Below are 12,772 nucleotides of genomic sequence, written 5' to 3' on the forward strand. Positions count from 1 at the left end.
CCTACGACCTTCGGGTTATGAGCCCGACGAGCTACCAGCTGCTCCACCCCGCGATATTATATTAATTTGTTTTTGGTGCCGAAGACCGGAATCGAACCGGTACGGTGTTTAACCACCGCAGGATTTTAAGTCCTGTGCGTCTGCCAGTTCCGCCACTTCGGCTTACCAGTTAGGTTATTTCCTAACGACAAAATTTATTATACTGTATACATTCTACACTGTCAACATATATTTGATATTTTTTTATTTTTTTTCAAAATTTTATCCTAATAACATAAAAAACGCCTTATAAATAGGCATTAAAACCTGTTTATAAGGGCTTTATATAACATAATAAACTCAGATCTAATAATTCAACTTAAAGTTAATTATTATATATTCTTTAATTTACTTAATTATTTGGCTGGGCATTTCTTGGCACCTTTGCCTTTGAATTCTTGATGTTTTTTTACATCTTGCATTCTTTCTTCACTGTCTTTTAAAAATCTAGACATTATGTCTTCAAAATTGCCTGAACCATTTTTCTTCTTTTCAGTATTTGAGTTCCAATCAATTTCAACTGGCTTTACTGATTTTTTTTGAATATTCGCTTGTTTTATTGAAAGACTAATCTTTCCATTGTCATCTATTGAGATAACTTTAACTTTAACTTTATCTTGTTCTTTAAGATGTTCTCTAATGTCTTTTACGTAAGAATCTGCAACTTCTGAAATATGAACTAATCCAGTTTTGCCTTCCACTTCAATAAAAGCACCAAAATTTGTAATGTTTACTACTATACCTTCTAATATGTTTCCTGCCTCTAAGGTCATGTTTAAAAGTTTCCTCCTTAAAAATATAAAAATATATATTATAATATTATTAAAAACTATTTTTCAGAATTTGATGTTTGTTCAGAACTGTTAATTACTTTTTCACCTGGTTTTATCATTCCAAGTCTTTCCCTAGCTAATTTTTCAAGATATTCATCTGAACCAGAATCAATCTTTTCTACTTCATCTGAAAGCCTATTATTTTTTTTAGTTATTTCATCAAGTTGAAGCTGTTTTTCATTAAGTTGTTTTCCTATTCTGTTAATTGTCAATTGTTGTCTAACATAACTAAAAACAAATATACTAAGTAATACCATTATTATTATGTTCCTAAATGTTAACTTTTTCATTTGCAGAACCTCTATTTTCAAATTCTCTTATTTATATTGTAAACACTCTAAAGGTATTATTCAAGTAATTTTTTTGCGCTATTTACTTTTATCAATTACTTTGTAAAATACTATTTTTATTGGATATATAAGGTTCTTAAAAATTATTCTAAAAAAAGTATTTATTTTTTTTATCACTAACTGTTCTAATGAATAGAAATAACTACTTATAAATTTTAAGTATATTAAAAGTGATATAATGATGAATATATAAACATACGGAGTTAAAAATGCATAATTAGTATACAATAAGAAAGTAAATATAATTAGAGCAGTAAGTACCCAAAAAAGAATGTCTTCGATAACTGTAATTATTTTTATTGAGCTTAACCCTCTTATACCTCTATATATATCAAATAAAAAACCTGTTATAAGTCCTGCTATAACACTATACATAAGAAGATTAAACTGCATTGTTAAAGTTAACGGCATTCAATATACCTCTCTAATTATTTAAATAGCCTAGAAATTATACTTTCCTTGCTCTTCTTTACTTCTTTTCCATTGTAAACCATAGAATCAATACTACCATTTATTATCACATCACCATTTTTAACGTCTAACTTATTCATCTTTAAATCTGAACCTTTAATACTTAGATTGCCTAAAACAGTTGTTAAATCTATTTTTTGACTATCAAAACTTATAACCTCTATAACACCACTTAATATTAACTTCTGTCTATTTTCTAAAGATAAATTAGAATTTCTATCATTGAGCTTATTTTCATCTTTATTCTCCATAATAAATTCCCCCATATACTTTATCTTATACAATATATGAAGATATATTTTAATTTATTCATTAGTAATTTTTTTATTTGCCTTATAAGATTATAGATTTAAAGAGTAGCCTTTGATAAACACTTATCTAGACTACTCTTTATCTTCTTGTCCTTCAATAATTACATACATTTCTTTTGCATCTTCTTTTCTTACATGTTCTTTAATATTAACTATTTTAGCTTTTAATGTTCTATTTGCAAAAGTTATTTCTATTATGTCATCTTCTTTTATATCTGTAGATGGCTTTACAACTTTTCCATTTATTGATACTCTTCCACTTTCACAAGCTTCTTTAGCTACAGTTCTTCTTTTTATTATTCTTGAAACCTTTAGATATTTATCTAATCTCATAATTTCTCCCTTGTTAAAAGAACCCGAGAAAACTCGGGTTCATATTTTTTCTATTTATTATTAACCTTATCTTTGAATTCTTTTCCTGGTTTAAATACTGGTACTGTTGTTGCTGGTATATTGATCACTTCTTTAGTTCTAGGATTTCTTCCTTCTCTAGCTGCTCTTTCTCTTGTTTCAAAAGTACCGAAGCCAACTAGTTGCACTTTTTCACCAGATTCTAATGCTTCTTCTACGCTTTCAATAAAAGATTTTAAAGCTAATTCCGCATCTTTTTTAGTTAATTTACTTTTTTCAGCCATACTAGTTATTAATTCTGCTTTATTCACAATTACATCCTCCTCAAAATAAAGTTATAACATTTAATTGTCTAACTATTTCATATATGTACTAAATTACACCTCTTTATTATATATCCTATGTGCCTAGTCGTCTATATAAAAATAACTTATTAACACATATACTCTTTCTATAATAAATATTGTAATATAGTTCTTTAATAATTATTCTTCAAAAACTAAATAAATCCTTTATTTTATTACACTTTTATTTAGTTTTTTTGCTTCTTCCCATAATATATCCATATCTTCTAAAGACATTTCATTTAAATTTAAATTTTTTTCTAATGCCTTTTTTTCAATATATGAGAATCTTGAAATGAACTTATTGATTGTTGAGTTTAGTGCTTCTTCTCCATCTACATCTAAAAATCTAGCTACATTTACACATGAAAATAATAAATCACCAATTTCATTTTCTATATTTTCCTTATTCTCACTAATATATGCATCTTTTACTTCTTTTAATTCTTCATCTACCTTTTCAAACGCAAAACTCACATCATCCCAATCAAATCCTACTCTTTTTGCCTTCTTTTGAACCTTATAAGCTCTTAAAAGAGAAGGAAGTGATTTTGCTATTCCATTCATTTCTTCTGTTAATGTTTCGTATCCTTTTTCTGATTTCTTAAGTTCATCCCATTTTTCAAGTACATCTTTAGATGAATTAACATACTTTAAATTCTTAAATACATGAGGATGTCTATAAATCATCTTATCACAAATAGCCTTAACTACATCATTTATATTAAAATAACCTTCTTCTTGGCCTATTGATGAATGAAATACTACTTGAAATAAAACATCACCTAATTCTTCAATTAAAGAATCATCATCTTCATTATTTATTGCATCTACTACTTCATAGCTCTCTTCTATCAATGAATTTTTTATTGATTCATGAGTTTGTTCTTTATCCCAAGGACAACCATTTTCGCCTCTAAGAACTTCTACAGTTTCTAATAAATCATAAAAATCTTTTTTGTTATTTAAATCTTTTGGTATATATACTGAAGTTAAGTAATCTATATCTTCTTGCATATCTAATTCATACAGTGGAATTTTTCTAATACTTTCTTCTCCAATTATCCCTGCTGCCCTTACATATACTATTTCAGTTTCATCATCATATTGTTGCAATAATCTTAGCTTTACTTCAGAAGCTATAAGTGGATTATATACTTGAGTAATTATAGTTCCAATTCTTTTATCTAATATTTGATTATTTATATCAAAAGCATCTATTACTTTCAAACCCTCTATTGGGTCTATTGCTAAACTTTCCATCATAGCATCAATAAAACTAACAGCTGGAATGACTTTATAAGCTATATTTTCTTTTTTACATAACTCCATTAAATTAAATACTGATTTTTCAGCTACTAATGGGTGTCCTGGTACAGCATATACTAATTCACCAGACTGCTTATATTTATTTATAATATCATTTGCTATATTGAAATAAACTTCATCAAAACTTTCTTCAGTATCATAGATATAGTCATAAGTTTTAAATTCAACATTATTTTCTGTTAAATATTCTACTGTTGGATGTTTCTCAGTTCTCAAAAAAATATTTTTACAATTCTTTAATTCTTCTATGCAACCTATTGTTAAAGCTTCTTTAGCTCCTGGGCCTAATCCTACTATCTTAATCATTTGGAATCTCCTTTTTAGTTTCTTCTAAATCTACTTTTTATTTCTTCTATTTTAAATACTTTAAGTAACATTATTAATATTATATACACTATAATACCTAAAAATATAGATATTAAGCAAGATATACCATTACTTATTGTACTTTTATAAATATAATTATAGCTTATTAATACTAATATCATCATTAAAGTTGATGCATATGCTGGCTTTATTAATATTTCATATACATTAAGCTTAATCTTCAGCTTCCACTTCATGGCTATTAGATTCAATATAGAAGAAACTAAGTAAGCAGTTATGCTTGCAATAACTGCTCCATAAATATTAAATGCTTTTATAGGTACTAAAATCCATGTTAAAACTCCCTTTATAAAGCAACCTATAAACAAATTAATTACTGGCAATATATAATTATCTGTACCTTGTAAGATAGATGTTGTAGTCTGAGTTAAAATTATAAAAGGAATTGATAGAGATAGATATTTTAATATTTCTGCTCCTGCAAATCTTCCTGGGAATATAAGTCTCATAATAGGTTCAGCTAAAAAGAATATTCCAAACATACAAGGTATCGCTATTACAGCAGACATTTTCATAGACATATTTATTTTTCTTTTTACTTCAACATGATTCTTAAGAATAAAGTTTTCTGCAATAATAGGTATTAAAGATATGCATAATGCCATTGATAAAGTTAATGGCACATTAACTATTACAGATGCTTTTCCTGTCAATTGAGCATATAAAACAGTACTTTGCATATTAGTAAAGCCTGCTTCTAATAACTTTTGTGGTACTACAATTGAATCTATAAGTCCCATTATACTTCCAACTGTTGCACCTAATGATATTGGAATTGCTATTCTTAATATATTACTTAAAACATCTGGATTAGTTTTTACTTTTTTTATTCCATATTCTTTTTTAACTTTTCTGTACTTACTAAATAAATATATCCCAGCCATTATAGCACCTGCTGTTGCTCCAAAAGCAGCTCCTCCAGCTGAATATTCTATTCCTCTAGGTAATAATATTACTGCTAATCCTACACCAAATATAATTCTCCCAATCTGCTCTATAAGTTGTGATGTAGCTGATGGGGACATATTCTGTAATCCTTGAAAGAAACCCCTAAAAATGGTTATAAAGGATATTATAACAGGTGCAAAAGAAATTCCTATAAGAGAATAATACGCCTTAGGGTCCCATTTCAAAAAACTAATAATAGGTTTAGCAAAGAAAAATAGTGCAAAAGTTGTGCCTGTCCCTAAAATAGCCATTAATATTGCTGATTCTTTCATAATTTCAAAAATTCCATTTATGTCATCCATTGCATTATTTTCAGAAATCATTTTTGATATTGCTATAGGAATTCCTGATGCTATTGCTACAAAAAACATATATAAAGGATATGACATTTGATAATAGCCTATTCCTTCATCTCCAATTAACATTATTAATGGCCATCTAAAGAATAATCCCAAAAATCTTGTTAATATTCCTGCAATTCCAAGAATTAAACTTCCTTTTATTAAGGATTGCTTTTTCATAAAATACCTCCAAACTTCAAGTTATACTAATAATTTTTATTGTAAATTTGAAGGTATTATGACTCTTATTTTTATCAAATAGAAAATTATTTATGTAATCTCTATTGTTCCATTTGTTTTCCTAAAAATGTTGCAGCTGTTTCTGCCAATTTTAATTCTACTTCTCCTAATGTCTCTCCGTCTTCTTTAGACAAGATAATTACTGTACCTATAGCATCTCCTTCTGATAATATTGGAGAAATAACTTGATTTACATATTTGCTTTCATCATCATCATTATGTAATGGAATAACAACGTTTTGACTTTTATCTAACATTACTGTTTTTCTTCCATCCATAACTTCTTCTAATTCTGAGCTTATTTTTCTTTCTATGTAATCTTTTTTAGGTGTTCCACTAGCTGAAATAAACGCATCTTTGTCTGCTATTAATACTATATGACCTATAGCTTGTTGTAAGCTTTCAGCATATTCTCTTGAGAAGTCAGTTAATTCACCTATTGGAGAATATTTCTTTAATATTACTCCTCCTTCTCTATCTGTAAATATTTCAAGTGGATCCCCTTCTCTTATCCTTAAAGTTCTTCTTATTTCCTTTGGAATTACTACTCTTCCTAAATCATCAATTCTTCTAACAATGCCTGTTGCCTTCATTGGTTATTTAACCTCCTTTAAAATTTCAATAATTCTAATTGCAATATTATTATTTGATTTCTTAGAAATTTTATACACTTATAGTCAATTTTTATATAAGATATTATTTTTAGTATTAATAAATAAAAAAAATGCTTCTAATAAGTAATTAAATTACTTATTTAGAAGCATTTTTATGATTTAATATAATATTATAAGTTTTTATCGTGTATTTTCACGCCAACTTCTTTTTTCCATTCTTCAATCTTTTCATTAAATACATCACTTTGTTTCTTTTGTAATAATTCACCTCTAATATCTTCTTTAACGTCCTCTAAAGGTGTTACTGTACCTTCACCTTTATCTGCAATTAAGATATGAGCTACTTCTGCACCATCCTCTTTTACACCAGTTACTTTAATTATATGATAACCAAATTGACTCTTTATTGGTTGTGAAATTTCGCCTTCTTTTAAATCTTTAAATCCATCCATGAATTCTTTAACATATTTAGTTGATGAATATTCTATAAATCCTAAAGAACCGCCGTTGCCTTTAGTACCTGGATCTTGTGATTTTTCATTAGCAACTTCTGCAAAATCTGCTCCATCATCTAATTGACTTTTTATTTCATTAGCTTCTTGTAAAGATTTATCAAAATCAATTTCTCCTGGAATTGAGAATTGAGTATCCTTATTTTCATCGTAATATTTTTGTATATCATCATCATTGACTTCTACGTCCTTAACCATGTCTTCATATACATATCTTACTACTGCTTGATTCTTTTGATATTCTTTAAACTCATCTTCAGTGAATCCATTTTGCTCTAAAAACGTATTGTATTGTTCTTCTGTTTGATACGCAGTTTTATAATAACTTACTGCTTCATCTACTTCTTTATTTAATTCCTCATCACTAGGTCTTAAATTTAATTCTGCTGATTTAGCTAATATTACTTTTTCATTAACTATAGCATTTAAATATTGTGTTTTTAATTCCTTTAATTGATCTTTTATATCAGCATTACTTTCATAGTTTTCTCCATATTTTTCTTTTAGAGATTCTGTAATTGATTTTAAGTCTCTATCTAAATCGCCTTGGGTTATTTTTTCTTTTCCTACTGTTGCAAGAACTGTATTTTTTATAGATTCTGGTGTCTTTTCAATCATCTTACAACCAACAATTGAAAATGCAAGTGTAGCTACTACTACAGACGCAACAATTTTCTTTATTTTATTCAAAATTTTTCCCTCACTTTTTTGTAAATTTTAGCCTAAAAAATTCTAATATTAGTATAACAATATTATTTTCACAATTCAAACCGTTTATATTACTTTTTTATTAAAATGTTAATTCATTGTATAAGTCTTTAAATTTAAGATTCTAATTTTCCTAAGATTTTCTTTAAAAATTCCAATTTATCCCCTTTTTTCATATCTTGTGTTCTAAATGAAAAATATGGTTCAGTTCCAAATTTAAGAATTATATTTTCTTTATAATTCTCCATAAGTATCTTAAATAACTTTTTATATTCATCTTCACCACTTGCAAATCTAAATTTTATTTCTTTTGGCATTTCTTTTATCTCTTCTATAAATAACTTTTTAGCTATACTTTTTATATAAGCTATATCCATTAAATTATGCACCGGCTCAGGTATTTTAGAATATCTATCCTCTAATTCTTCTTTTATATCATTATAGTCTTCTATATCTTCTATAGCAGCTATTTTCTTATATATTTCTATTTTTTGAATTTCATCTTCAATATAATTTTCAGATATAAATGCATCAATTTTAATTTCTACAGTAGTTTCAATAGGTTCTTTAGATATATCACCTTTAATTAACTTAATAGTATCTTCAAGCATTCTACAATATAAGTCATAACCTACAGATGCCATATGACCATGTTGAGATGAACCCATAATGTTTCCAGCTCCTCTTATTTCTAAGTCTCTCATGGCTATTTTAAACCCTGAACCTAATTCAGTAAAATCTTTTAATGCTTTAAGTCTCTTTTCCGCAACTTCAGTTAATACTTTATCCTTAGTATATAACAAATATGCATATGCAATTCTATTCGATCTACCAACTCTTCCCCTTAATTGATAAAGTTGGGATAATCCCATCTTATCAGAGTTATAAACTATTATAGTATTTACATTAGGAATATCTATTCCAGTTTCTATTATTGTAGTACAAACTAAAACATTAGATTCTTGATCCATAAATGAAATCATTTCTTTTTCTAATTGTCTTTCTGTCATTTGTCCATGCGTAACTGAAACCTTACTCTCTGGCACTAATTCTTGGACATATCTAGCCATTTCATTTATATCTTCTACTCTATTATAAACAAAATAGACTTGACCATTCCTACCAATTTCTCTTAATATTGCGTCTCTTATAAGTTGGTCATTTTGCTCTACAACATATGTTTGAACAGGATATCTCTCTTCTGGGGGAGTCTCTATTACAGATATATCTCTAGCACCAGTTAATGACATATGCAGTGTTCTAGGAATAGGTGTCGCACTTAATGTTAAAACATCTACATTTTTCTTTATATTCTTAATTTTTTCCTTTTGAGATACTCCAAATCGTTGTTCTTCATCTACTATAAGCAATCCTAAATCCTTAAATTGTATATCTTTTGATACTAATTTATGAGTACCAACTAAAATATCTACATTTCCCTCTTTTAATCTTTGTATTGTAACTTTTTGTTCTTTAGCTGTCCTAAATCTACTAACCATATCTATCTTAATTGGGAAATCAGAAAATCTCTTTTTCATATTTTTATAATGTTGTTCAGCCAAAATGGTTGTTGGAACTAGTAAAGCAACTTGCTTTCCATCCATAACAGCTTTAAATGCTGCCCTTAAGGCTACTTCTGTTTTTCCATATCCAACATCACCACAAAGTAATCTATCCATAACTTTATCAGATTCCATGTCTTTCTTTATCTCTTCTAATGAAGTTAATTGATCCGGTGTTTCTTCAAATGGAAACTCATCTTCAAATTGTCTTTGCCATTGAGTATCTTTACTAAATTTATGACCCTTTATTGTAGATCTAGTAGCATATAACTTCACTAAATCTTCTGCAATATCATTAATTGATTTTCTAACTTTTGCCTTAGCCTTTTGCCATTCAGCTCCACCAAGTTTCGTAACTTTAGGAGATTTACCTTCACTACCAATGTATTTTTGAATTAAATCAAGTTGTTCTACTGGAACATATAGTTTATCACCTTTGTCATATACAATATCTAGATAGTCTCTCTTATGACCAGATACATCTATCTGTTTGATTCCCTTATAAACTCCTATTCCATGATTTACATGAACTACATAATCTCCTGGCTTCAATTCATTAAAGCTTTTTATTTTAGATATACCCTTTTTCTTTTTATTCTTTGGCTTTAGCTTTCTCTTTGCTTCACCAAATACTTCTTTATCTGATATAACACACACTTTATATTCTGGATATTCAAATCCCTTTAATTGATTACCACAAGTTATTATAACTTCTCCAAATTGTATTTCCTCTATCTTATCTTTATAAGAACTTTCAACACCTCTATCTCTTAAGGTATCTACAAGTCTTTCTCCTCTGACTTTAGTACCAGATAATATTACTGTTTTATATCCCTTTGATTTTTTGTCTAAGATATCTTCTATTAGTATATCTAATTGTCCCTGATAATTGCTTAACGTTGTTTGTTTTAATTCTATACTTTTAAAAGGCCTTAGAAATTTTTCTGTATTATTTAAAGTTTCAAGGAAAAGTATGTCTAATTCCTCAAATTTATCTAATGTATCATGTTCATTAATTAATAACTTTTCTTGACCTGGAAGTATATCTCCTCTTTCAAGAAATGAAGTAAAGTTTTCCGCAAACTCTAAGTAAGATGATTCTAGTTTACCTTTACATCTTTTAACATCATTCATTATAAATAAATAATTTTTAAAATAATCAAAAAAGCTTTCTATTTCATCATAAAAATAAGGTAAATAACTATCTATAGTTTCAAATGTTAAATTTTCTTCAAGTGATTCTATATTAGATTTAACTACCTTTTCTAATTTTTCTATTCTTTCTTTTTCTTTATTATCTAAAGAAATTTCTTTAAATTCATTTAAAATTAATTCTTTTGCTTTAGCCATTGATTCTTGAGATACTATTATCTCTTTTGCAGGAAATACCTTAAAAGATTTAACTTTATCTATACTTCTTTGAGATTCAGAATTAAAAGTTCTAATAGATTCTACTTCATCTCCAAAAAGTTCAACTCTATAAGGATAAGTTGAACATGTTGGGAATATATCTAATATTCCTCCTCTTACAGAAAATTGACCCTTTGACTCAACTATTTCCACTCTCTCATATCCACTTTCAATTAATTTTAAAGACATTTCATTAAAATTAATCTCAGTACCTTGTTTTATAGTCATACTATATTTAGTGAATAATTTATGAGGAGCATAAGTTGCCATAAATGAATCTATAGACGTTATTACTATTTTTTTATTTTTATTATTTAATATTTCATTTATTACATTTAATCTTGCCCATCTTAAATCACCTGATATAGCATCTATGTTATAAAAAACCGTTTCTTTTACTGGAAAATAATATACTTCATTAGTATATAAAATTAAATCTTCATAAAGATTCTTAGCTTCCATATCACTTTGAGTAACAATAACAATAGATTTTTCAATATTTTCAAATATTCCATCTATCATGTACGATTTTCCTGAATCTGATAACCCATATATACCTACTGGATAAGTTTTTTCATTAATAGATTTCAATATTTTTTGTAACTCAATACCAGTTTCTAAGGGCTCTAATAACCCTTTTAATCTCATCTTATACACCATCCTTAAATACTTTTATTAGCCTTGAATCCATTAAATTTGTTCATAGCTGAATTTACATCTTGTTTTATTATTTCTTCAACTGAATTTGTTGCTGCTTCAATGCTTTCTTTTAATACTTCTTTTTCTTCTTTTGAGAATTTTCCTAAAACATAATCAACTAAATTATCATTAGGTTGTCCAACACCCACTTTAATCCTTGGAAAAACATCAGTTGATAAATTTGCTATTATGCTCTTTATACCATTATGGCCGCCTGCACTGCCTTTTTCTCTTATTCTTAATCTTCCTATATCTAAACTTATATCATCATATACAACTATAATATTTTCATTACTTATTTTATAAAAGTTAGCTACTTCTCTTATGCTATCTCCACTTAAGTTCATATATGTGGTTGGTTTTAATAAAATAACCTTATTATTAGCTATAAATCCTTCACCATATACACCTTTAAATTTTTGCCTATTTATATCAATATTATACTCACTTGAAATGTTATCAATAACTTCAAATCCAATATTATGTCTTGTATTATCGTATTTACTTCCCGGGTTTCCAAGTCCAACTATTAAAAACATATTTCTTCTCCTTTGCGTATCTTTTAATTATACTAATTTATCTTCTATTATACTAAATAATAATATATTTCATATATTTAATTATTTTGTTTGAAATCTATACCCTTTTCTCCAAAGTGTTACTATTTTATAATTTTCATTTGGTTCGAATTTTTCTCTTAATCTTTTAATATGAACATCTATAGTTCTACAATCACTCTTATAATCATTTCCCCATATTTCATCTAATAGCTCTTTTCTTGTAAAAACCTTATTAGGATTATTTATAAGAAAAACTAATAATTCAAATTCCTTTGGTGGTAAATTAATAGTATTTCCTTTAAAAAGAACTTCATAAGTACTTAAATTTACTGATAAATCAGATATAGATATTATATCTGTTTTATTACTTTCTATGCTGCATCTTCTCATAATAGCCTTCATTCTAGCAAGTAGTTCTTCTGCTTTAAATGGCTTTAAAATATAATCATCTGCACCTATATCAAATGCTAAAACCTTATCAAAAAGACAATTATTACTTGTAACTACTATAATAGGAATATTACTTTGTTTTCTTATCCATTTTAAGAAATCCATACCGTTAAAATTTTTTGTAAGTAAATCTAACAAAATTATATTAGGGGCATATTTTAAAAATACACTTTTAGCATCATTTCCATCTAACACTATTTTTATTCTATAACCTGATAATTTTAAATAATTATCCATTAACTCATTGCTATATATATCATTATTTATAATTAAAACCTTTCCAAAAGATTTATCCATAAAAAAATTACTCCTT

13 protein-coding genes and 1 tRNA gene are annotated in these 12,772 nt (G+C 27.0%); all 14 read right to left on the reverse strand.

The window, feature by feature from the left end:
* Positions 1-73: 73 nt before the first annotated feature.
* A tRNA-Leu gene (locus tag RYM86_RS11535) sits at positions 74-162 on the reverse strand.
* Between the two features lie 233 nt (positions 163-395).
* A complete protein-coding gene (locus RYM86_RS11540; protein ID WP_003373094.1) occupies positions 396-812 on the reverse strand; it encodes a S1 domain-containing RNA-binding protein in 417 nt (138 codons plus the stop codon).
* A gap of 56 nt (positions 813-868) precedes the next feature.
* Complete coding sequence (locus RYM86_RS11545; protein ID WP_315080607.1) at positions 869-1,162, reverse strand: septum formation initiator family protein; 294 nt, start codon at positions 1,160-1,162, stop codon at positions 869-871.
* Between the two features lie 78 nt (positions 1,163-1,240).
* Complete coding sequence (gene yabQ / locus RYM86_RS11550; RefSeq protein WP_315080609.1) at positions 1,241-1,633, reverse strand: spore cortex biosynthesis protein YabQ; 393 nt, start codon at positions 1,631-1,633, stop codon at positions 1,241-1,243.
* Between the two features lie 17 nt (positions 1,634-1,650).
* Positions 1,651-1,944 (reverse strand): sporulation protein YabP, encoded by a 294-nt coding sequence (gene yabP / locus RYM86_RS11555; RefSeq protein ID WP_252215920.1) that lies wholly within the window; start codon positions 1,942-1,944, stop codon positions 1,651-1,653.
* 132 nt (positions 1,945-2,076) lie between these two features.
* Entirely contained in the window at positions 2,077-2,337 is a 261-nt protein-coding gene (locus RYM86_RS11560) for an RNA-binding S4 domain-containing protein (protein ID WP_315080610.1), read from the reverse strand.
* A gap of 50 nt (positions 2,338-2,387) precedes the next feature.
* Positions 2,388-2,666 carry an HU family DNA-binding protein gene (locus RYM86_RS11565; RefSeq protein ID WP_003374604.1) on the reverse strand — a complete coding sequence of 93 codons (279 nt, stop codon included), beginning with the start codon at positions 2,664-2,666 and terminating at the stop codon, positions 2,388-2,390.
* A 201-nt stretch (positions 2,667-2,867) separates the two neighbouring features.
* The gene (gene mazG / locus RYM86_RS11570) at positions 2,868-4,334 is read right to left on the reverse strand and encodes a nucleoside triphosphate pyrophosphohydrolase (RefSeq protein WP_315080611.1); all 1,467 of its coding nucleotides are present in this window, start codon (positions 4,332-4,334) and stop codon (positions 2,868-2,870) included.
* A 14-nt stretch (positions 4,335-4,348) separates the two neighbouring features.
* Positions 4,349-5,884 carry a polysaccharide biosynthesis protein gene (locus RYM86_RS11575; RefSeq protein ID WP_315080613.1) on the reverse strand — a complete coding sequence of 512 codons (1,536 nt, stop codon included), beginning with the start codon at positions 5,882-5,884 and terminating at the stop codon, positions 4,349-4,351.
* Between the two features lie 101 nt (positions 5,885-5,985).
* A complete protein-coding gene (gene spoVT / locus RYM86_RS11580) occupies positions 5,986-6,537 on the reverse strand; it encodes a stage V sporulation protein T (RefSeq protein ID WP_315080614.1) in 552 nt (183 codons plus the stop codon).
* A 191-nt stretch (positions 6,538-6,728) separates the two neighbouring features.
* Positions 6,729-7,760 carry a peptidylprolyl isomerase gene (locus RYM86_RS11585; RefSeq protein WP_315080615.1) on the reverse strand — a complete coding sequence of 344 codons (1,032 nt, stop codon included), beginning with the start codon at positions 7,758-7,760 and terminating at the stop codon, positions 6,729-6,731.
* Positions 7,761-7,894: 134 nt separating this feature from the next.
* The gene (mfd, locus tag RYM86_RS11590) at positions 7,895-11,398 is read right to left on the reverse strand and encodes a transcription-repair coupling factor (protein ID WP_315080616.1); all 3,504 of its coding nucleotides are present in this window, start codon (positions 11,396-11,398) and stop codon (positions 7,895-7,897) included.
* Positions 11,399-11,412: 14 nt separating this feature from the next.
* A complete protein-coding gene (gene pth, locus RYM86_RS11595) occupies positions 11,413-11,988 on the reverse strand; it encodes an aminoacyl-tRNA hydrolase (protein ID WP_315080617.1) in 576 nt (191 codons plus the stop codon).
* A gap of 81 nt (positions 11,989-12,069) precedes the next feature.
* On the reverse strand, positions 12,070-12,756 hold the full coding sequence (locus RYM86_RS11600) for a response regulator transcription factor (protein WP_315080618.1): 687 nt from the start codon (positions 12,754-12,756) through the stop codon (positions 12,070-12,072).
* Positions 12,757-12,772: the final 16 nt, after the last annotated feature.

It is taken from the genome of uncultured Clostridium sp. (assembly GCF_963527835.1).
Classification (GTDB): domain Bacteria; phylum Bacillota; class Clostridia; order Clostridiales; family Clostridiaceae; genus Clostridium.

What these genes read in the sequence shown, in the direction of transcription:
- RYM86_RS11540 (WP_003373094.1), bottom strand. Translation starts at nt 812, where the DNA reads ATGACCTTAGAGGCAGGAAACATATTAGAAGGTATAGTAGTAAACATT.
- RYM86_RS11545 (WP_315080607.1), bottom strand. Translation starts at nt 1,162, where the DNA reads ATGAAAAAGTTAACATTTAGGAACATAATAATAATGGTATTACTTAGT.
- yabQ (WP_315080609.1), bottom strand. Translation starts at nt 1,633, where the DNA reads ATGCCGTTAACTTTAACAATGCAGTTTAATCTTCTTATGTATAGTGTT.
- yabP (WP_252215920.1), bottom strand. Translation starts at nt 1,944, where the DNA reads ATGGAGAATAAAGATGAAAATAAGCTCAATGATAGAAATTCTAATTTA.
- RYM86_RS11560 (WP_315080610.1), bottom strand. Translation starts at nt 2,337, where the DNA reads ATGAGATTAGATAAATATCTAAAGGTTTCAAGAATAATAAAAAGAAGA.
- mazG (WP_315080611.1), bottom strand. Translation starts at nt 4,334, where the DNA reads ATGATTAAGATAGTAGGATTAGGCCCAGGAGCTAAAGAAGCTTTAACA.
- RYM86_RS11575 (WP_315080613.1), bottom strand. Translation starts at nt 5,884, where the DNA reads ATGAAAAAGCAATCCTTAATAAAAGGAAGTTTAATTCTTGGAATTGCA.
- spoVT (WP_315080614.1), bottom strand. Translation starts at nt 6,537, where the DNA reads ATGAAGGCAACAGGCATTGTTAGAAGAATTGATGATTTAGGAAGAGTA.
- mfd (WP_315080616.1), bottom strand. Translation starts at nt 11,398, where the DNA reads ATGAGATTAAAAGGGTTATTAGAGCCCTTAGAAACTGGTATTGAGTTA.
- pth (WP_315080617.1), bottom strand. Translation starts at nt 11,988, where the DNA reads ATGTTTTTAATAGTTGGACTTGGAAACCCGGGAAGTAAATACGATAAT.
- RYM86_RS11600 (WP_315080618.1), bottom strand. Translation starts at nt 12,756, where the DNA reads ATGGATAAATCTTTTGGAAAGGTTTTAATTATAAATAATGATATATAT.